General features: G+C 63.8%; 17 protein-coding genes. 14 read left to right on the top strand and 3 right to left on the bottom strand.

Annotation, left to right across the window (positions count from 1 at the left end; genetic code table 11):
- Positions 1 to 76 precede the first annotated feature (76 nt).
- The 7 genes from AC1DXU_RS06890 (at position 77) to AC1DXU_RS06860 (ending at position 8532) form a co-directional block, all read left to right on the top strand.
- The gene (locus AC1DXU_RS06890) at positions 77 to 781 is read left to right on the top strand and encodes a class I SAM-dependent methyltransferase (protein WP_477366156.1); all 705 of its coding nucleotides are present in this window, start codon (positions 77 to 79) and stop codon (positions 779 to 781) included.
- Positions 781 to 1950, top strand: a complete 1170-nt coding sequence (locus tag AC1DXU_RS06885; RefSeq protein WP_477366153.1) for an NAD(P)/FAD-dependent oxidoreductase — start codon at positions 781 to 783, stop codon at positions 1948 to 1950. The genes AC1DXU_RS06890 and AC1DXU_RS06885 overlap by 1 nt, the downstream gene beginning before the upstream one ends.
- A gap of 162 nt (positions 1951 to 2112) precedes the next feature.
- A complete protein-coding gene (locus AC1DXU_RS06880) occupies positions 2113 to 3153 on the top strand; it encodes a LacI family DNA-binding transcriptional regulator (RefSeq protein WP_477366150.1) in 1041 nt (346 codons plus the stop codon).
- Between the two features lie 120 nt (positions 3154 to 3273).
- Positions 3274 to 4515 (top strand): ABC transporter substrate-binding protein, encoded by a 1242-nt coding sequence (locus AC1DXU_RS06875; RefSeq protein WP_477366147.1) that lies wholly within the window; start codon positions 3274 to 3276, stop codon positions 4513 to 4515.
- 240 nt (positions 4516 to 4755) lie between these two features.
- Positions 4756 to 5679, top strand: coding sequence for a carbohydrate ABC transporter permease (locus AC1DXU_RS06870; RefSeq protein ID WP_477366145.1), 924 nt, complete (start codon positions 4756 to 4758; stop codon positions 5677 to 5679).
- Entirely contained in the window at positions 5679 to 6536 is an 858-nt protein-coding gene (locus AC1DXU_RS06865) for a carbohydrate ABC transporter permease (RefSeq protein WP_477366142.1), read from the top strand. The genes AC1DXU_RS06870 and AC1DXU_RS06865 overlap by 1 nt, the downstream gene beginning before the upstream one ends.
- Before the next feature lie 22 nt (positions 6537 to 6558).
- Positions 6559 to 8532 carry a glycoside hydrolase family 127 protein gene (locus AC1DXU_RS06860; RefSeq protein ID WP_477366139.1) on the top strand — a complete coding sequence of 658 codons (1974 nt, stop codon included), beginning with the start codon at positions 6559 to 6561 and terminating at the stop codon, positions 8530 to 8532.
- Positions 8533 to 8537: 5 nt separating this feature from the next.
- Here the strand turns inward: AC1DXU_RS06860 and AC1DXU_RS06855 are convergent, their stop codons facing one another.
- The gene (locus AC1DXU_RS06855) at positions 8538 to 9338 is read right to left on the bottom strand and encodes an endonuclease/exonuclease/phosphatase family protein (RefSeq protein ID WP_477366136.1); all 801 of its coding nucleotides are present in this window, start codon (positions 9336 to 9338) and stop codon (positions 8538 to 8540) included.
- A gap of 34 nt (positions 9339 to 9372) precedes the next feature.
- On the bottom strand, positions 9373 to 10833 hold the full coding sequence (locus AC1DXU_RS06850; RefSeq protein ID WP_477366133.1) for a phospholipase D-like domain-containing protein: 1461 nt from the start codon (positions 10831 to 10833) through the stop codon (positions 9373 to 9375).
- Between the two features lie 166 nt (positions 10834 to 10999).
- Between AC1DXU_RS06850 and AC1DXU_RS06845 the strand changes: the two genes are divergently transcribed.
- The 7 genes from AC1DXU_RS06845 (at position 11000) to AC1DXU_RS06815 (ending at position 18460) form a co-directional block, all read left to right on the top strand.
- Positions 11000 to 12133 carry a transporter substrate-binding domain-containing protein gene (locus AC1DXU_RS06845; RefSeq protein ID WP_477366130.1) on the top strand — a complete coding sequence of 378 codons (1134 nt, stop codon included), beginning with the start codon at positions 11000 to 11002 and terminating at the stop codon, positions 12131 to 12133.
- Positions 12133 to 12777, top strand: coding sequence for an ANTAR domain-containing response regulator (locus tag AC1DXU_RS06840; RefSeq protein WP_477320049.1), 645 nt, complete (start codon positions 12133 to 12135; stop codon positions 12775 to 12777). The genes AC1DXU_RS06845 and AC1DXU_RS06840 overlap by 1 nt, the downstream gene beginning before the upstream one ends.
- A 248-nt stretch (positions 12778 to 13025) precedes the next feature.
- Entirely contained in the window at positions 13026 to 13871 is an 846-nt protein-coding gene (locus AC1DXU_RS06835) for a nitrilase family protein (protein ID WP_477366127.1), read from the top strand.
- A gap of 53 nt (positions 13872 to 13924) precedes the next feature.
- Positions 13925 to 15076, top strand: a complete 1152-nt coding sequence (locus AC1DXU_RS06830) for a substrate-binding protein (protein ID WP_477366124.1) — start codon at positions 13925 to 13927, stop codon at positions 15074 to 15076.
- Between the two features lie 64 nt (positions 15077 to 15140).
- Positions 15141 to 15974 carry a branched-chain amino acid ABC transporter permease gene (locus AC1DXU_RS06825; protein ID WP_477320043.1) on the top strand — a complete coding sequence of 278 codons (834 nt, stop codon included), beginning with the start codon at positions 15141 to 15143 and terminating at the stop codon, positions 15972 to 15974.
- Positions 15967 to 17739, top strand: a complete 1773-nt coding sequence (locus AC1DXU_RS06820) for a branched-chain amino acid ABC transporter ATP-binding protein/permease (RefSeq protein WP_477366121.1) — start codon at positions 15967 to 15969, stop codon at positions 17737 to 17739. Before AC1DXU_RS06825 ends, AC1DXU_RS06820 begins: the two co-directional genes overlap by 8 nt.
- Positions 17732 to 18460: an ABC transporter ATP-binding protein gene (locus AC1DXU_RS06815; protein ID WP_477366118.1), complete on the top strand. Its 729-nt coding sequence runs from the start codon at positions 17732 to 17734 to the stop codon at positions 18458 to 18460. The genes AC1DXU_RS06820 and AC1DXU_RS06815 overlap by 8 nt, the downstream gene beginning before the upstream one ends.
- 110 nt (positions 18461 to 18570) lie before the next feature.
- On the opposite strand, the gene AC1DXU_RS06810 is transcribed toward AC1DXU_RS06815, so the two are convergent.
- Entirely contained in the window at positions 18571 to 19467 is an 897-nt protein-coding gene (locus AC1DXU_RS06810; protein ID WP_477320037.1) for an MBL fold metallo-hydrolase, read from the bottom strand.
- Positions 19468 to 19481 lie beyond the last annotated feature (14 nt).

Genomic DNA, 19481 nt, shown 5'->3' with positions numbered 1-19481 from the left:
CCAGCCTCCGATGCTCTACGAAAGGGACGGACCTTCGGCTTCGCCACCCAGATTTGCGCCATCTCCGATCCATCGCATGACCGACATGAATACCAGGCATCTGGAGCCAGAGCTCCTCGACGGCCTCCCGGCCGATGATCCTCGTGCGATCGCATCCCGTCGTGATCTCGTTCGCATCAATGCACTGATGTTCCAGGCCAGGTTCATGGCATCGCTCTTGCGGGCCAACGTGCAAACGCCGCCGCTACGCATCCTCGAAATAGGCGCCGGTGACGGAAAGTTCATGTTGGCGGTGGCGCGACTGATGGCGCGGCGTTGGCCCAACGTCGAGATCGTCATGGTCGACAGGATCGGCCTGATCGGCAAGGATGTGTGCGACGCTTTCGCCAAATTTGGTTGGCGGGCGCAACCCGTAACCGCCGATATTTTCGATTGGACCGGAGACAGGCCCTTCGATCTTGTCTGCGCCAACCTTATCCTCCACCACTTCGACGACGCCCGCCTGCAGGATCTGTTTTCCCGGATCATGGCGATGGCCCCAATCCTCGTCGCGACGGAGCCGTTGAGGGCCAAGGTGCCGCTTGTCGCGACGCGGTTGCTGCCATTGATCGGCGCCTGCGCGGTGACGCTGAACGACGCGGTGCAAAGTGTCCGCGCCGGTTTTCGCGGCACGGAACTTTCCCAATTGTGGCAACAGTCAGGGGGAACGCCCGTGATGGAGGGCCGCAAAGGCCTGTTCACGCAAGCTTTTGTCGGCGCCTGCATGCCCGGCACCAGGTGATGCACGACGCAATTGTCATCGGTGCCGGCCCCGCCGGCAGTTCCACCGCCATTGCGCTGGCCCAACATGGCTGGTCGGTGGCACTGGTGGAAAAGGTGGTGTTTCCGCGCCGAAAGGTCTGCGGCGAATTCATGTCGGGGACCAGCCTTGCCTTGCTCGACCGGTTGGGTGTCGGCGACGTCTGGCGCGCGGAAGCCGGCCCCGAAATACGTCGCGTCGGGTTCTTTTCGGGCGATGTCTCGGCGCAGGCGCGAATGCCGATCGCCAGGACGGGTCTCGGCCGCGCGCTCGGCCGCGATCGTTTGGATTACATCCTGTTGCAGGCCGCCGAACGTGCCGGTGTCGAAATTCTCCAACCTTGCAAGGCCACCGCCGTTGATCGGCGCGACGATCTGCAATTCGTGACCGTGGAGGCGGGCCAGCAAGAAAAGGTGTTGAGCGCACCTGTCATCATTGCCGCGCACGGATCCTGGGAACCCGGGAAACTCCCAAGCCAGCTTCAAAGAACAAGCCAACCCTCCGACCTTTTCGGGTTCAAGGCGCATTTTACCGGCGCCGCGCTGCCGCCCGACCTGATGCCGCTGCTGGTATTCCCAGGCGGCTATGGCGGAATGGTAACGGCGGACCGTGGCCGGGTGTCGATTTCCTGCTGTATCCGCAGGGATGTTCTATCCGGACTGCGCCAGCGCTTTGGAAACATTGCGGCCGCCGATGCACTATGGCGCCACGTCCTAGCCTCGTGCCGAGGCGTAGCGACTGTGCTGGCCGGTGCCGAACTGGATGGCCCATGGCTTGCCGCGGGACCGATCCATCCCGGCATTCGAGCTGGCTATGATCAGGGCATCTTCCGCGTCGGCAACATCGCAGGCGAGTCCCATCCTGTCATCGCGGAAGGCATTTCGATGGCGCTGCAATCGGGCTGGCTCCTTGCGAGAGAACTGGTCGCATCGGGCAAAGGTCACGAGGGCCACGACGAGATCGGACGTCGCTATCAAAGCGAGTGGCGTCGACAGTTCTCGACTCGTTTGCGTGCCGCGGCCTTGATTGCCCGAATAGCGCTTGGGCCTGGGGGCGCGCCGGCCATGCGTGCCGTGATCAAAAATTTTCCGGCGGCTTTGACGCTTGGCGCTCGATTGAGTGGAAAGACCCAGCCTGTTCCGGGCTTTTGACGACAAGTAGCGCTGATCCTACTTGCCATCCCCAAATTCTCGTCCTAGTCTCCTTGAGAAAACCTTTTCCCAAACCGTCTAGCAGCCGTCACCCACACATCTCGACACATTACAGGCCAGTAAGAGAAAACCTTTTCCCAACCGAGGACCCACACCAGCAATATGGCCTCCGACACGTCGCCAACACCCGCCAAGCAACCCGTCACCCTGCGTGAGGTGGCGGCGATGGCTGGCGTCAGTGTGGCCACGGCCTCGAAGGCGCTGAACGGGCAGGGGCGGATGACGGCCGAGACGCGGCAGCGCATTCGCGAGACGGCGCAGCGGCTCGGCTTTCGCCCCAACAGCCTGGCGCAGAGCCTGCTCAGGCGGCGCTCCTTTACCGTCGGCCTGTTGACCAACGACACCTATGGCCGCTTTTCGCTTCCGGTCATGTCGGGCATTTCCGATGCGCTGGTCGATGCCGGCGTCTCGGTGTTTATGTGCAATGTCGAGGACGATCCGCGGCTGGCGCAACTGCATGTCGAGGCGATGCTGGACAAGCGCATCGACGGCATCATCGCCAGCGGCAAGCGCATCGACCGCCACCTGCCTGTCGACCTCGCCAATCTCGGCGTGCCCGTGATCTACGCCTTCAGCCAGCCCGATCCCGGCGCCATCGCTTTCGTCTCCGACGATGCCGGCGGCGCGCGGTTGGCGGTCGAGCACTTTTGTCGGCTCGGGCGCCGCCGCATCGCCCATGTCAGCGGTCCCGCGAGTTTCGCCGTGGTGCATGAGCGGGCGCAGGCCTATCGCGACGTTCTGGCCGAGCATGGCCTGCCGGTCACCGAACCCTTGCTCGGCTTATGGTCGGAAGCTTGGGGGCATGGGGCGGTTGGAAAACTGTTCGATGGCAAGGGGGAGAAGCCGGACGCGGTCTTCTGCGGCAACGACCAGATCGCGCGCGGCGTTATCGATGCGCTGCGCGAGCGCGGCCTTGGCGTGCCAGGCGATGTCGGCGTCATCGGTTTCGACAATTGGGAGATCGTGGCCGAGGCAACCCGCCCGCCGCTGACCTCGGTCGACATGAACCTGGCAGCGCTCGGCCGCGAGGCCGGCCTCACTCTGCTTTCGCTCGTCGGCGGCCAACCGGCCGCACCGGGCATTCGAAAACTGCCGTGCCGGCTGGTGGTGCGTCAGTCATGCGGCCGCCCGCCGGGCGGCTGAGACCAATGCCTGTCGCCCAAAAGTGCGGGAGCGGTTTTGGGACAACGACATGCATCAAGCAAACGGCGGCGCGGGGAGCGCGGCCACAGGGAGGAGAAGAAAACCATGAGGAGGAGAACCATGAAGACCATGATCGCCGGGCTCGCCTTTGCGAGCATTTTGGGCACGCTGGCAACAGCCTCTGCCGCCGAGACCGCCAACATCTGGGTTCGCGCCGACGGCTCGAACTTCATGCCGCGCATTGTCGATGCCTTCAACAAGGGCCATGAGAACCAGGTCAAGCTGGACATCATTCCCAATGCCGAGATCATTCCGAAATATGGCGCAGCCGCCGCCGGCGGCACGGCGCCCGACGCGCTGTCGCTCGACCTGATCTACACGCCGTCCTTCGCCGCCGCCGGCCAGCTGGAAGACATCACCGACTGGGCGAAATCGCTGCCTTATTTCGCCAGCCTGTCGCCGGCGCATGTCAAGACCGGCACCTACAAGGACCACATTTACGGGCTGCCGTTTTCGGCCGACGCCTCGGTGCTGATCTGGAACAAGAAGCTGTTCAAGCAGGCCGGGCTCGATCCCGACAAGGGTCCGACCAACTGGGCCGAGATCGCGGCTGATGCCGAAAAGGTCAACGCGCTCGGTGGCGACATCAAGGGCTTCTATTTCTCCGGCAATTGCGGCGGCTGCAACATCTTCACCTTCACGCCGCTGATCTGGGCCTCGGGCGGCGACATTTTGAGCGAAGACGGCTCGAAGGCGACGCTCGATAGCCCGCAATTGCGCGGCGCCATCGACCTCTACCGCTCGATGGTCAAGAAGGATCTGGTGCCGGCCGGCGCGCAGACCGACACCGGCGCCAACTTCTTTGCCGCCTTTGCAGGCGGCAATATCGGCATCTCGCCATCCGGCGCCTTCGCCATCGGCGCGCTCAACACCCAGTATCCCAATGTCGACTATGGCGTCACTTTCCTGCCGGGCAAGGACAGCGGCTGGTCGTCCTTTGCCGGCGGCGACAATTTCGTCGTCACCAAGGGCACCAAAAAACTCGCCGTGGTGAAGGAGTTTCTCGACTTCGCCTATTCGCTTGAGGGCCAGACCATTTTGGCGAAATACGGCAGCTTGCCGGTGCGCGGCGACATCGCCAAGGACGCGCTGAAGGATCTCGATCCGCGCTACCAGATCGCCGCCGAAGCCATGGCCAAGGGCCGCACGCCCTATTCCGTGGTGTTCAACGATCTGATCAACTCGGCCAACGGTCCGTGGACGCAGATGATCAACGAGGTCTTCTTCGGCGACGACGTCGATGGCGCCATCGCCAACGCACAAGAGACCATGCAGTCGATCATCGACCAGGCGCAGAAATAGGGACTGGCCGGCGGCAGGGGTGGCGCAACGCCCTTGTCGTCAAAAGTCCTGATCCGGCCGCCCGCCCGTTCTCCCTGGACGGGCGGCCGGCGCTCCTTACCCTCCCCCTTGTGGGGAGGGTCGCTGCGAAGCAGCGGGGTGGGGGTCAGCGCCGGCACCCCCACCCSGACCCGCGGTCCGACCTCCCCACAAGGGGGAGGTGGGGCGACCAATTGGATCCGACGGAAGAACAGGCAAGGTATGACCGCCATCACCACCACCACCCCACCGCGCGCCAGAAAACTGGTCGGCGTTGGCCGCCGGCAGTGGATCGGCCTGCTCTATGTCGCGCCGGCCGTGGCGCTGGTTGTCGTGTTCTTCATCATTCCGCTCGGCATGACGGCGTGGATGTCGCTGCACAATTGGCCGCTGATGGGCGAGCATTTTTATGTCGGCTTCGACAATTACCGGGCGATCCTGCGCGACAACAGGTTCTGGAACGCGCTGAGCTTCACCGGCTACTACACGGTGATCGTGACGATCGCGATCTTCGCCGTCGCCTTTCCGCTGGCGCTGTTCATCGAGAGGCCACGGCAGCTGACCGGCTTCTACCGGACGTCCTTCTTCATGCCGGCCGTCGTCGGTTTCGCCTCGGCCAGCCTCTTGTGGTCATGGCTGCTCAATGTCGATTCCGGCCTGTTCAGCCCGGCTGCCTTCGACCTCGGCCTGACCACGAAAAAGTTCAACCTGCTCGCAACCTTCCAGCCGGCCTTCTGGTCGATCATCGCCATGGTCGTCTGGAAGGTGGCGGGCTTCACCATGATCATCCTGATGACCGGCCTGCAGTCGATCCCGACCGATCTGCAGGAAGCCGCGATGATCGACGGGGCAGGGCCGTTCGCCCGCTTTCGCGCCATCACGCTGCCCTTGATGCGCCGCACGCTGGCGCTGGCGCTGATCCTGTCGGTCGCCGGATCGATCCTCGCCTTCGACCAGTTCTACATCATCCTGCGTGGCGGACCGCGCAATCAGACGCTGACCGCCGTCTACTGGATTTTCAACCAGTCCTTCGTCTCGTTCAAACTTGGCTATGGTGCAGCGCTGTCGATGATCCTGCTGGCCATACTGGTGGCGCTCAGCCTGGTTCAGCTGTGGCTGCTGCGCAAGCCGGAGGGCATCGACTGATGGCGCAGGCACGGAGCCGCAGGAGCCGCCTCGGGCTCAAGATCGCCGAGCATTCGACTGGCATGATCGCGTCCGCGCTGTTCATCGCGCCGATCGTCTGGGCCGTGCTGTCGACCTTCAAGCCGGCGCAGGAGGCGCGCCAGCCGCCGCTGCCGCCATGGCCGACATCAGGCTTCTCGGTCGAGAACTACCGTACGCTCAACACCTTTGGCGACGGCCTCTGGCTGCCGGCGCAAAACAGCCTCTATGTCTCGGTCATGACCGTGGTCCTGTCGGTCATCGTCAGCGTGCTCGCCGGCTACGGTTTCTCGCGCTTCCGCTTTCCTATGAAGGACCTGCTCTTCATCGTCATCCTGTCGACGATCATGATCCCGTTCCAGTCGATCCTGACGCCGATCTTCCTGGTGCTGACCAAGATCGGCCTGCACAACACGCTGACCGGGCTGGTCTGCGTCTACACCACGCTGCAATTGCCGTTCTCGATCTTCATGATGCGCAACGCCTTTGACGCGGTGCCGCGCGAGATCGAGGAAGCCGCGCGCATGGACGGCGCCAACAACGTCACCATGCTGTTGCAGGTGATGCTGCCGCTGGTCTGGCCAGGCATCGTCACCATCGCGCTGTTTGCCTTCCTCGGCGCCTGGAACGAGTTCCTGGCCGCACTCGTGCTGATGACCGACCAGTCCAAATTCACGCTGCCGATCATGATGACGGCGCTGCAGTCCGGCCGCTTCGGCGCCATCGACTGGGGCGCGGTGCAGGCGGGCGTCACCGTGATGATGGTGCCGTGCCTGGTGCTCTTCCTGCTGCTGCAGCGCTTCTACATCCGCGGCCTGATGGCAGGGGCCGTGAAATGACCAACATCCAACGGAGTGACTCATGACCGCCCAACCATCCGCCAAGCCCGGCAAGCCAAAACTCGCCTTCCGCCCGCTGCCGGTGCCGCAGGTTGATGTGCGCGGCTTCTGGGGCGACCGTGTCGATGCCGTGGCGTCACGCACCGCCGACATCCTCTATGAGCGCTGCGTCGAGGCACGCATGCTGGAGCAGATCGACCCGGACCGGCCGTCGCCGGGCGTCGTCATTCCGTTCCATTCGCCGTCGCCCGATGAGGCGGCCAGCCCCGGCTTCACCGGCTCGACGGTGACGACGCAGATGTTCTGGGACTCCGACTGGGGCAAGACGATCGAGACCGCGGCCTATTCGCTCTACCGGCGCAAGAACGCGGCACTGGAGAAGAAGATCGATGCCGTCATCGACCTCTACGGCAGACTGCAGCAGGAAGATGGTTATCTCTCCAGCTGGTACCAGCGCATCCAGCCCGGCAAGCGCTGGACCAATCTGCGCGATTGCCACGAACTCTATTGCGCCGGCCATCTGATCGAAGGCGCGGTCGCCTACTATCAGGCCACCGGAAAGCGCAAGCTGCTCGACGTTATGTGCCGCTATGTCGACCATATCGCCGACACGTTTGGTCCCGAGCCCGGCAAGAAGAAGGGCTATTGCGGCCATGAGGAGATCGAGCTGGCGCTGGTCAAGCTGGCGCGGGCGACGGGCGAGCAGAAATACATGGACCTCGCCAAGTATTTCATCGACCAGCGCGGCCAGCAGCCGCACTACTTCGACGAGGAGGCGCGCGCCCGCGGCGCCGACCCGAAGGCCTACCATTTCAAGACTTATGAGTACAATCAGTCGCACGAGCCGGTGCGCGATCAGGACAAGGTCGTCGGCCATGCGGTGCGCGCGATGTACCTGTTCTCAGGCATGGCCGATATCGCCACCGAATATGGCGACGATACGCTCAGGGTAGCGCTCGACCGTCTCTGGAACGATCTGACGACCAAGAACCTCTACATCACCGGGGGCATCGGGCCATCCGCGCACAATGAGGGCTTTACCAGCGACTACGATCTGCCCAATGAGACCGCCTATGCCGAGACCTGCGCCTCGGTCGGGCTGGTGTTCTGGGCCAGCCGCATGCTCGGCATGGGACCCAATGCGCGCTACGCCGACATGATGGAGCGGGCGCTATACAACGGCTCGATCTCAGGCCTGTCGCTCGACGGCTCGCTGTTCTTCTACGAAAATCCGCTGGAAAGTCGCGGTAAGCACAACCGCTGGAAATGGCACCGCTGCCCGTGCTGCCCGCCCAATATCGGCCGCATGGTCGCCTCCATCGGCAGCTATTTCTACAGCCTGGCGGACGACGCTCTGGCGGTCCATCTCTATGGCGACTCGACCGCCCGCTTCGACATATCGAACCGGGCGGTCAGTCTGATCCAGAGCAGCAACTATCCCTGGGACGGCGCGGTCTCGATCCGGATCGAAGTTGACGCGCCGGTCGAGTTCACCTTGCACCTGCGCATTCCCTCCTGGTGCGGCAAGGCGGCGCTCAAGGTCAACGGCGCCGCTGTCGATCTGGAGGGTGCCACCAGCGACGGCTATGCCGCGATCCGGCGCGAGTGGCGCCAGGGCGACCGGGTGGAACTCGATCTCGAAATGTCGATCGCCCGGCTCTTCGCCAATCCGGAGGTACGCCAGGACATCGGCCGCGTCGCACTTGCCCGCGGTCCACTGATCTACTGCGTCGAGGAGACCGACAATACCGGCCAGTTGCACCGCATCGCTCTGCCGCGCACCGCCAGGATCGAGGCGCATGCCGAGCCGAACCTGCTCGGCGGCATCGTGACGCTTTCGGCACTTGCCAGCGCGGAAGCCCAGGAAAACTGGGAAAGCGGGCTCTATCGCACTGATCCACCTTCCCTGAGCGAGACCAAAATCACGGCTGTCCCGTACTTTGCCTGGGACAACCGCGAACCCGGCGAGATGCTGGTCTGGCTGCGGGACGGGTGAAGCAACTACAGGCGCAGGAAAGCCGTCAGCGGCAGGTGATCGGAGGCAACCCGCGACAGCGGCGTGTCATGGGCTTCCACGGTCGAGATCATGTCCTGTCGATTGGCCATGATCCGGTCGAGCGCCAGCAGCGGAAGGCTCGACGGAAAGGTGGGAACCGCCGGCGGCGAGGAGCCGAAAGTCGCATGCAGCGTCTTCAGCGCCGACCGGTTTCCCAGCCGCCATTCGTTCAGGTCGCCAAGCAGCAGCGTTGGCGTTTCGTCCGGGCGGTTCATGATGTCGAGCACGACGCGCGCCTGTTCGGAGCGTGACCGGCGCAGCAGGCCGAGATGCGCCGCGATGATGCGCAGCGTCCGTTTTTCGTCCAGATCGATCTCGGCAACCAGCGCCCCGCGCGGTTCGAGGCCCGGCAGCTTGATCTGGTGGATATCGCGAACCGTGCCGCGCTTGAACAGCAAGACGTTGCCGTGCCAGCCATGTCCCTTGCCGTTTCCCGATACTGGCACCGGCACCAGGCCCGTTTCCATCTCGAGCCGCGCAAGATCGAGAAGCCCGGCACGGTCACCGAACCGGTTGTCCGCCTCCTGCAGCGCAATGACGTCAGGGCCGATTTCCCGGATGACGCGGACAATCCGGTCCGGGTCGAACTTCCTGTCGACGCCCACGCATTTGTGGACGTTGTAGGACGCGACCAGCGTGCCTGCGGCATCCGTCCGCTCATGCGGCGCGGACCCTGCCGCCCGGGCTTTTCTGCGGCGAATGGTTGAAAGCATGTTCGCCTGAAGGCTGCGTACGGTTCTCTGCATGTTCCGCTGCTTATCTCTTCCCGGATTTCAGCTTCTATAGATAGGGCGATCCCAGCCACAGCAATCGGTCGAAGACGCGAATGGCAAATGGCCGCGCTTTCAACGTATCGAGTGTCACGGGTATGGCAGCGGCGATTGCCGATCCGATGCGCGCTTCGATCTCGGCGGCAAAGCCTGCATCCAGCACCTCCATGTCGATCTCGAAATTCAGCCTGAGCGAGCGGGCATCGAGGTTGGAGGAGCCGACATAGGCCCACACGCCATCGACCGACAACAGCTTCGAATGGTCGAACGCCCCGGTGTGGCGCCATACACGGCAATAGTGCTTCAGCACCTGGTCAAATTGCGCCGTCATCGCGCGATCGACAAGGAAGAGATTGTTCACCGCCGGCACGACGATGTCGATCTCGACGCCGCGCCGGGCCGCCGTGGTCAGCGCGCTGATCAGCTCCCGATCCGGCAGGAAATAGGGCGACATGATGCGGATCGATTTGCGGGCGACCGAAAATGCCCCCATCAGCAGTTTGTGGTTGGTCTCGATGCTGGCATCCGGCCCCGACGCCACCGCCCGCACCAGCATCGGCTGGCCAGCAGGCGGCGAGGGCTCGTCCACCTGCCAGTCGTCGCCCTTGAGCGCCTCGTTGCCGGCAAAGCGCCAATCTTCGGCGGCAACCGAAAACAGGTCGGCCACCACCGGTCCGGTCACCTGGAAATGCGTATCCACCGAGCTGGCGGACCCTGCGAACTCGGCCGAAAATCCCTTTCGGATGTTCATTCCTCCGGTAAAGGCGACCGTGCCATCGACGATCAGGATCTTCCTGTGCGTTCGCAAGTTTGCATAGGGAAGACGCAGACCCATGACGATGTTGCCATTGAACAGGTCGACGGCGATATTTGCGTCTCTGAGATGCGCCAGGATACTGGGGACTGAGTAGCGGACGCCTACCGCATCGATCAGCACGCGAACGCTGACACCCCGTTTGACCGCACCGGCCAGCGATTCGACGAACAGCCGCCCGACCTCGTCATTGTCGAAGATGTAGGTCTCGAGAAAGATGCTGCGCTCCGCGCCGTCGATCGCCCGGCGCATCGCGGCATAGGCCTCGTCGCCGGTCTTCAAGATCGCAATTGCATTTCCCGACGTCAGGGCGCGCCGCGCCACCCTGTCGCCCAACGTCTTCAGTCCGGTGAACCGCAGGCCATAGCGCTCGGCAATGAGGTTTTCCGCGGCAATGTCGCCGTCGCGTCTTGCGGAAGCGGCCTCACGGGCGAGCAGCCGCTGTGCGCTGATCGTTGCGCGACGGATCCGGTTGATGCCGGCCACGGCGTAGATGATCGCGCCAAGGAACGGCGACAACAGCATGACGCCCACCCAGCCCGTGGCCGCGCGGACATCCTCCTTCGTCATGATGGCGTGGACGATGCCGATGGTCGCCATCACCATCGGAATGATCATCAGGATCTGAGGCCAGTGAGTCGCTAGGGTCTGCAACATCGGCAGGACTATCCAGCGGGCGGCCGCAGAAGGCAATGCAGCTGATGACGAGGCCGACAGGCAGCTGTAAGCGCGAACGCCGCCAGCACCTTGGCGCCTCATGACGATTGCCATGACGCCCCGCGTGCAATAGGCCTTTGCCGGAAAAGCGCAGGGGAGGATTGCCGTGACCGGAACAGCCCAGACATGGCGTGTCGGCATCCTTTTTTCGCGCAGCGGCATCACCTCGGTCACCGAAAGCGAGCATTTCTACGGGACGGCGCTCGCCATCGAGGAGATCAATGCCGGCGGTGGCGTTCTGGGGCGACAGATCGAGCCCATAGCCTACGACCCGGGCAGCGACCATGAGGCGTTTCGGTCGCTGGCCCGCAAGCTTCTGACCGAGGACGATGTCAACGTCATCTTCGGCTGTTCGATGTCGGGCAGCCGCAAGGCCGTGCTGCCCATCGTCGAGCGCTACAATGGTTTGCTCTGGTATCCCTCGATCTACGAGGGTTTCGAATATTCCGAGAACGTCCTCTACACCGGCGCCACGCTCAACCAGAACACCTTCGCGCTCGCCGACTTCATCCTGCAGCGCTACGGGCCGCGCGTGTTCATGGCTGGGTCCGACTATATTTACCCGCATGAATCCAACCGGGTGATGCGCGACCTCCTGGAATGCAAGGGCGGCACCATCGTCGAGGAACAATATGTGCCGCTCGATGCCGACGAACGCCGGATCCGCCGGCTGATGGCCGACATCGAGAAGGCCGCGCCGGACGCAGTGTTCTCGACGGTAATCGGACGCAGCGCGCAAATCCTTTACAGAGTCTATGCCGAGGCAGGCATCGACCGGACAAAGCGGCCGATCGCCAGCCTGACGCTCGCCGAAGGCGAGATCCGGGTGATCGGCGCCGAGCACTGCACCGGCCATGTGCTGGCCGCCCCTTATCTTGCGAGCGTCGACAGCGACGAGAACCAGCGCTTTGTCGGTGACCTCGCCCGCCGCTTTGGCGACCGCACGACAGCAACCATGTGGTCGCAGACGGCGTATACGCAGGTACATCTGTTCGCCCGCGCACTGGAAAAGGCGGGAACCCTCGACACATTCCGCCTCGGCCAGGCAGCGCTGGAAGTCGACTATGCGTCGCCCGAGGGACGGATGATGTTCGACCAGGAGAACCGTCACGTCTGGTCGACACCGCGCATCGGCATCGCCAACGCCAGCGGCCAGTTCGACATCGCCTGGCAATCGCAGGCGCCGATCCGGCCAGACCCTTATCTCGCCGCGACCCATTTTGAGGAGCCGTGGCTGTAATGACGGCGACGCTCAAACGCATCCTCAACGACCTGCGGCAAGCGAAGATCCTGGTCATCCATCCGAAGGACGAGGATGGCGCAGCCCTGGTCGATCACTTGCGGCGCCTCGGCTGCGAGGTTCGGGCCGCGTGGCCGCCACCGGCATCGATCCCCGGCGACATCGATACGGTGTTCGTGCAGGTGGGCGAAGCGCCGACAGACGCGATGGTGTCGCTAATCGAAGGCGCCAGCGCCGCCGTGGTCGCCATCGTCACCTATGAAAGCCCGACCTCGATCAAGGCGATCATCGACCTCAACGCCCATGGCGTCATCACCAAGCCGCTGCGGCAACTGGGCGTGCTGACGCAATTTGCGCTGGCCCGCTACCGCTACGGCTACGAAGGGCGGCTCGCCAACAAGGTGCGCAAACTCGAGGATACGCTGAAAGGTCGGCGCACGATCGAGAAGGCGGTCAAGGTGCTGGTCGAGATGAACGGCGTCGACGAGGAGACCGCCTACAAATTGATCCGTGACCAGGCGACATCGAAGCGCGTCGCACTGGTTTCGGTGGCCGATGGCATCCTCGCGGCGCAGGAAGCGATGCGTACTTTCGGCTTCGGGATTTCCGCGCAGGGCAATCAGAAACAGCCGAACGATCGATAGGGCGTCAACGGTGAGTCGCAGCAGAAGTCCGTTATAACCATCTGATTTTGCTTCTATAAGTCAACCTTTACAACGGCGGTTGCTGCCGGGATCTTTGGCCCTTGACGCGATCTCCCGGCTGTGCAACTTCTTAAAGCACGAGCAGGTTTGCTCTTCGGCAGGAATGCCGTTTCACATTGATGGCTATGTAGCCCTTGGCTCGCGGATGACTTCCGCGCCCAGGGGTTTTTTGCGTTTGGAGACAGGCTTTGGCACTATTGGCGACAGCATCCACGGACCTCCGTCTGGCCTGCATCCAGTTCCAACCGGCGATCGGCCGCCTGGACAAGAATCTCAGATCGATGGAGCGGCTGATCCGCCAGGCCGCCGGTCTCGGCGCATCGGTTGTGGTGCTGCCGGAACTCGCCGACAGCGGCTATGTCTTCGACAGCCGGGAAGAGCTCGCCGAACTCGCAGCGCCCATCCCGGAGGGACGCAGTGCCGCGCTGCTGTGCTCGCTGGCCAGCGAACTCGGCCTCCACATCGTCTGCGGCCTTGCCGAGCGCGATGGCGACCGGTTCTTCAACGCAGCCATGTTGTGCGGCCCATCGGGTCCCATCGGCACCTATCGCAAGCTGCATTTGTGGAACCGCGAAAAACTCTACTTTCAGCCGGGCAATCTCGGCCTGCCGGTGTTCGATACCGCGATCGGCCGGATCGGCGTGGCGATCTGTTATGACGGCTGGTTCCCGGAGACCTATCGGCAGCTGGCGCTGAAGGGCGCCGAGCTGGTCTGCGTGCCGACCAACTGGGTGCCGATGCCCGCTCAGGGCGACCACCCGGAGCCGATGGCCAACATCCTGCACAAGGCCGCCGCCCACAGCAACGGCATCTACATCGCCTGCGCCGACCGCGTCGGCATTGAGCGCGGCCAGCCCTTTGTCGGCAGGAGCCTGATCGTCGGCCCGACCGGCTGGCCGATCGCCGGGCCGGCCAGCGAAGCCGACGAGGAGATCCTCATCGCCACGATCAACCTCGGCGAGGTCGCCAGGGCGCGCGCGCTGAGCGAGCGCAACGACGCCATCGGCGATCGCCGCAGTGACGTCTACGGATAACCAAGAAGAAGCCGGCACCACCCGGTAAGATCAACCAGAGAAAGGGGAATACCATGAAGACCAGAGCAGTGATCCTCGCATTCGCCAGCGCCGCCCTGACCAGCGCCGCCTTCGCCGCGGACGGTCCGATCAAGATCGGCATCCCGGTCGGCCTTTCCGGCGCCAACAGCGTCGTCGCGCCGTCGGTGGTGCAATCGGCGGAACTCGCGGTCGCCGAAATCAACGCCGCCGGCGGCGTGCTCGGACGCCAGCTTGCGCTGGAGATCGCCGACGATGCCTCGGGTGCGGCGGGTGCGCAGAAGGCCTTCGATTCGCTGGTCTTCCAGAAGGAGGTCAACGCCGTCATCACCATGGAGACAAGCGCTGCCCGCAATGCCGGCCTGCCGATCATCTCGAAGGGCGACATCCCCTACATCTACACCTCGTTCTACGAGGGCAAATCCTGCAACGCCAACCTGTTCGTCAATGCCTGGGTGCCGGAGCAGCAGGTGCCGCCGATCGTCGACAATTTCACCAAGACGCAAGGCGCCAAGAAGTTCTTCCTGATCGGCTCCGATTACGCCTTCGGCCGCGGCATGCTCGAATTCGCTAAGGCCTATATCGAGAAGTCTGGTGCCAGTGTCGTCGGCGAAGAATATCTGCCGATGGAAGGCAGCGACTGGACGGCGATCATCTCCAACCTGAAGAGCTCCGGCGCCGATGCGGTGATCACCTCGACCGCCGGCGGGGCACCCAACGTCACCTTGACCAAGCAGTTGCGCGGCGCCGGCGTTACGATCCCCTATGGCAACCTCGCCGTCGACGAAGGGACCGCCAAGAGCATGGGCGCGGATGCTGCCGGCATCTTCATTTCCGCGTCCTATGTGACCAGCATCGGCAGCGACGCCAACAAGGCCTTCCTTGCCGCGATTGAGAAGAAGTACGGCGCCGAGCTGCGCACCCCCAACGACCTCTCAGTGCCTGAATATGAAGGCATCTACCTCTACAAGGCCGCGGTCGAGAAAGCCGGGTCGACCGACACCGCCGCTGTGCTCGCGGCACTTGCCGAGGTATCCTTCGTCGGCCCGCGCGGCACGGTCTCGATGAGCAAGCAGCACCATGCTCCGCTGACCATGTATCTCGGCCAGGTGAAGGCGGATGGCTCGGTGACCGTCGTCGACAAATTCGAAGGCGTCGACCCCGGGCAACAGTGCCCGAACCTGTAATCGCGCCTCTGTTCGCAACGGGGCGGCTCCGTGCCGCCCCGTTCCACATCATCGGGGACCTGCCATGACGCTTCTCCTGGACATGGTGACGACGGCGGCGATCCTGTTCATCGTTGCCGCCGGCCTGCTTGCGATCTTCGGTGTGCTGAAGATCATCAATTTCGCGCACGGTGCCTGGCTGACCATCGGCGCCTATTGCGCGGTGGCGACGGCCGGCCTCGGGCTCAATCCCTGGGCAGCGCTGCCGATTGCCTTTGCCGTCGGCGCAATCCTTGGCGGCATCACCGAACTGGTGATCGTGCGGCCGCTCTATCGCCGGCCGCTCGACGCCATCCTGGCCACCTGGGGGCTGGGCATCGTCATCGGCCAGCTGATCACGCTGTGGTTCGGGCGCGACGTACAGTTCACTGCCAATCTGCTGTCGGGCACCGTCGATGTCTTTGGCGTCGGCTATTCGCTCTACCGGCTGTTCGCTGTGGCCGCAGCGCTGGTCATCGGGCTTGCCTTCACCTTCCTGCTCGAAGGCACGCGGCTCGGCCTGTCGGCGCAAGCGGTGATCATGAACGAGATGCTGGCGCGCGCGCTCGGCATCGACACCGCCCGTGTGCGGCTGGCCACCTTCATGGTCGGCACCGGGCTGGCGGCACTCGCCGGCGTGCTGCTGACGCCGCTGACCAGCGTCGATCCGAACATGGGCGTCGCCTGGCTGATCGGCTCGTTCATGCTGGTCATGGTCGCCGGATCGTCCTTCTCGACGCTGGCCATCGCCTGCCTCGTCTTCGGCGGCGCCCAGGTTCTGGTCAGCACCTTCGTCAGCCCCATTCTCGGCGGCATCACGGTGGCGGTCCTGTGCGCCCTGGTGTTGCGCATAAGCCCGAAGGGATTTGCTCGTGCCTGAAAACCGTTCCATCCCACCGAGGGTCTGGCTGTTTGCAGCCCTTGCGCTTGCGACCGCGGTCGTCGTCGTCATCGGGCCGGCGCTCTTCGATCGCTTTACGCTCAACGTGCTGACCCGCTCGATGATCTACGCCATGCTGGCGGTGACCGTCGACATTCTGTGGGGCTACACCGGCATCTTGACCTTCGGCCAGGCGGCGTTCTTCGGCACCGGCGCCTATGCCAGTGCCATGGTGCTCAGCCATCTCGGCTCGACGCCCGCCCTTCTGGCATTGGCGCTGGCCCTGGCGATCCTCGTGCCTGTGCTGCTCGGCGGTTTCGTCGGCTGGCTGTCGTTCGGCCATGGCTCGACACCGCTCTATGCGACGGTGATCTCGCTGGTGGTGCCGATCGTGGTGACGCAATTGGTGTTTTCGGGCGGTGTGTGGACCGGATCGAGCAGCGGGCTGGTCGGCTATTCCGGCCTGCCGCTCGGCCTGCCGGGCTATTTCCGGTTGACCGGCATCTGCCTGCTTGTCACCACAGTCGTCGCCCTGGTCTTCACCCGCTCCGATGCCGGCAAGCTGCTCGTCGCCATTCGCGACAATGAAGCGCGCTGCGCCTATCTCGGCCTCGATCCGCAGCGCCTCAAGATTGTGCTTACGGCGCTGCTGGCCGGCGTCGCCGGCATTGCCGGCTTCCTCTATGCCAATGCGTCGGGCGTGGTGGCGCCGGAAAACACCGGTTTCGTCTTCGGCACCGAGATCGTCATCTGGACCGCCCTTGGCGGTCGCGGCACCATCATCGGGCCGGTCATGGGCGCGATCGGCATCGACTATCTCAGTGCCCAGCTGTCCGGCGATCTGCCCTTCCTGTGGAACCTGATCGTCGGAACCCTGTTCGTGGTCATGATCATCCTGTTGCCGAACGGGCTGGCGCAACTGGCCAGAATGGCCCTGCCGCGTCGCAATGCACAGCAGACCAACGCCGCCGGCAGCCCGGCCGTCACCGTCGAGACGGCCGGGAACGGCAGCGCCGGCGACAACCGCGTGCTCTCCGTCAGCGGCCTCGGCAAATCCTTCGGCAGCTTGCAGGTTTTGCAAGGCATAGACCTCGACGTGCGCCCCGGCGAACTGGTCAGCCTCGTCGGCCCCAATGGCGCCGGCAAGACGACGCTGATGCGGTGTCTCAGCGACGGCACCGAAGCCACCACCGGAAGCGTCAGCATCGCCGGCCAGGACATCGACGGCATGACACCGGACGAAATCGTGGCGCTCGGCGTCGGCCGAAAATTCCAGGTGGCGAGCGTCTTCGACAGCCTGACCGTCGCCGACTGCCTGCGTATGGCACGCGCCTCGCGCCAGGCACCGAGCCTGCTGCGCCGCTCCGCCACGCTTGGACTGCCGGTAGCGGCCGCTGACATCTTGCACTCCACCGGCCTCGATCGCATGCTCGGTCAGCCGGTGTCGCTCTTGTCGCATGGACAGAAGCAGAGCCTCGAACTCGCCATGGTCGTTGCGCTCGAGCCGAAACTCATCCTGCTCGACGAGCCGACGGCCGGACTGACCAAGGTCGAGCGCACCACCATCGGCGCCACGCTGCAGAAACTGACCGGCGAGCTCGGCTTCGCCGCCATCCTGGTCGAGCACGATCTCGATTTCGTCCGCGACATCTCGACCAGGATCGTTGTTCTCCACCAGGGCAAGCTTGTCCTCGACGGCAGCGTCGCCGAGGTGGTCGATTCCGAAACGGTCAGGACGATCTATTCGGGAGCCGCCCATGCTTGAGACCAGAGAGGCCAGAACCACCGTGCCGAAACTCTCGCTGTCGAACGTTTCGAGCGGCTATGGGCCGGTCGCCGTCATCGAGGCGCTGTCGCTTTCCATCGCGCCCGGGCAGATTTTTGCCCTGATGGGCAAGAATGGCATGGGCAAGACGACGGTGCTCAAAACCATTCTCGGCTTCGTGGCGCTGCGTTCGGGCGACATCCGCCTTGATGGCGCGTCGATCTCAGGGGTTTCCCAGGCCTCTCTGATTTCATCGGGCGTCGGCTATGCGCCACAGGAGCAGGCCCTGTTTCAGGATCTCAGCGTGCGTGACAATCTGCGGCTCGCCCTGCGTTCGGATCGCGGCTTCGCGCAAGCGGTGGAGCGGGTCTACGGGCATTTTCCGTTTCTGCGGGAGCGCCTGTCGCAACGCGCCGGAACGCTGTCCGGCGGCGAGCAGAAGATGCTGATCCTCGGCCGTGCGCTGATGCTGCAGCCGAAGCTGCTTTTGATCGACGAGATTTCGGAGGGTCTGCAGCCCTCCGTCGTCGAACGTATCGCCACGGCTCTCAGGGAAGAACGCAGGGCCAACGGCACGACGATCCTGATCGTCGAGCAGAACCTGCCCTTCGCGCTCGGCATAGCCGACAGCTGGGCGGTGCTGAAGCTCGGCCGCGTCGACGATGCCGGCGAGGTGACGGAGGGAACGGCGGCCCGGGTGCTGCAGCACCTGAAAATCTAGGGCACCAAAGCGGAAACCAGCTTCAGCCGAGGCTCTCCGCACCGCGCGGATATTTGCCTCGGCTTAGCCATTGGTGCCTGCTGGCACGGATCAGTCCAGATTGGCGCCTATCAGCCCCACTTCATTTCGCCGGTGGCAACCTTGGAACCGATGTCGAGCGCGACCCCCATGCCGAGGCCGGGGAAGCGGGCTTCCATGGCGCTCTTGAGCGCGGCTGCGTCCTTGGCCTTGGCCAGCTCTTCCTCGAAAGCAATGAGGTAGGCCCTTGTGTGCTCGACGCCAGAGAGGTCGGCAGGAGATTGCGGTGTCATGTGGCCGGCAACCACGATCGCCGGCTTGCGTGCTGCGATTTTCTCGAGATTGGCAATCCATGCCGCACGCTGTTCCTTGGTCGGCGTGTCGGCGGTCCACACATGCACGCCCGCAAAGATCATCACGCCGCCGAACACCGCGTTCAGCGACGGCACGAACAGATAGCGCCGGTTGGCGAGGCCTTCGGCATTGACGATTTCAATGGTCTCGCCATCGACGCTGAGCGTCTTTTCGTCGAAGACCTCCGGGATGACGACATCGGCGAGCGTCTGCGGACCGTTCTCCTTGAGCTGCGGACCCCATACGGCGAGCTTCTTGTCGATGCTGCCTTTGATGGCGGCCACCGTCTCCGAGGCGGCGATCACGCGCGCGTCGGGGAAAGCCTCCTGGATAGGCTTGAGGCTGAAGTAATAGTCCGGGTCGGACTGGCTGACATAGATGGTGGTGAGCTTCTTGCCCGTCGCCTTGATCGCCTCGGCCAAAGCCTTGCCATCGGGAAATGTGAAGCCGCCGTCGATCAGCACGGCTTCAGTGGCTCCGGAAATCAGCACCGGGGCGCGGAAGAAGCCGTTTTCCCCGGCGGGAAAATGCTTCCAGGACAGTCCTGCGGCGGCATGGCCAAGCCCTGCGGGAGCGAAGACTGCGGCGGCACCGGCGGCGAGGGTCGTTTTCATGATGGTTCTCCGTGTGAACATGACTGTCTCCTTGG

It is taken from the genome of Mesorhizobium sp. P3_A10, from assembly GCF_056403175.1.
Note: the sequence above shows the minus strand (reverse complement) of the source record. Positions and strands in the feature narration are given on the sequence as shown.

Coding starts and splice junctions, on each gene's coding strand:
- AC1DXU_RS06860 (WP_477366139.1), top strand. CDS start 6,559: ATGACCGCCCAACCATCCGCCAAGCCCGGCAAGCCAAAACTCGCCTTC.
- AC1DXU_RS06875 (WP_477366147.1), top strand. CDS start 3,274: ATGAAGACCATGATCGCCGGGCTCGCCTTTGCGAGCATTTTGGGCACG.
- AC1DXU_RS06865 (WP_477366142.1), top strand. CDS start 5,679: ATGGCGCAGGCACGGAGCCGCAGGAGCCGCCTCGGGCTCAAGATCGCC.
- AC1DXU_RS06815 (WP_477366118.1), top strand. CDS start 17,732: ATGCTTGAGACCAGAGAGGCCAGAACCACCGTGCCGAAACTCTCGCTG.
- AC1DXU_RS06880 (WP_477366150.1), top strand. CDS start 2,113: ATGGCCTCCGACACGTCGCCAACACCCGCCAAGCAACCCGTCACCCTG.
- AC1DXU_RS06810 (WP_477320037.1), bottom strand. CDS start 19,467: ATGTTCACACGGAGAACCATCATGAAAACGACCCTCGCCGCCGGTGCC.
- AC1DXU_RS06890 (WP_477366156.1), top strand. CDS start 77: ATGACCGACATGAATACCAGGCATCTGGAGCCAGAGCTCCTCGACGGC.
- AC1DXU_RS06840 (WP_477320049.1), top strand. CDS start 12,133: ATGACGGCGACGCTCAAACGCATCCTCAACGACCTGCGGCAAGCGAAG.
- AC1DXU_RS06825 (WP_477320043.1), top strand. CDS start 15,141: ATGACGCTTCTCCTGGACATGGTGACGACGGCGGCGATCCTGTTCATC.
- AC1DXU_RS06855 (WP_477366136.1), bottom strand. CDS start 9,338: ATGCAGAGAACCGTACGCAGCCTTCAGGCGAACATGCTTTCAACCATT.
- AC1DXU_RS06850 (WP_477366133.1), bottom strand. CDS start 10,833: ATGTTGCAGACCCTAGCGACTCACTGGCCTCAGATCCTGATGATCATT.
- AC1DXU_RS06830 (WP_477366124.1), top strand. CDS start 13,925: ATGAAGACCAGAGCAGTGATCCTCGCATTCGCCAGCGCCGCCCTGACC.
- AC1DXU_RS06885 (WP_477366153.1), top strand. CDS start 781: ATGCACGACGCAATTGTCATCGGTGCCGGCCCCGCCGGCAGTTCCACC.
- AC1DXU_RS06870 (WP_477366145.1), top strand. CDS start 4,756: ATGACCGCCATCACCACCACCACCCCACCGCGCGCCAGAAAACTGGTC.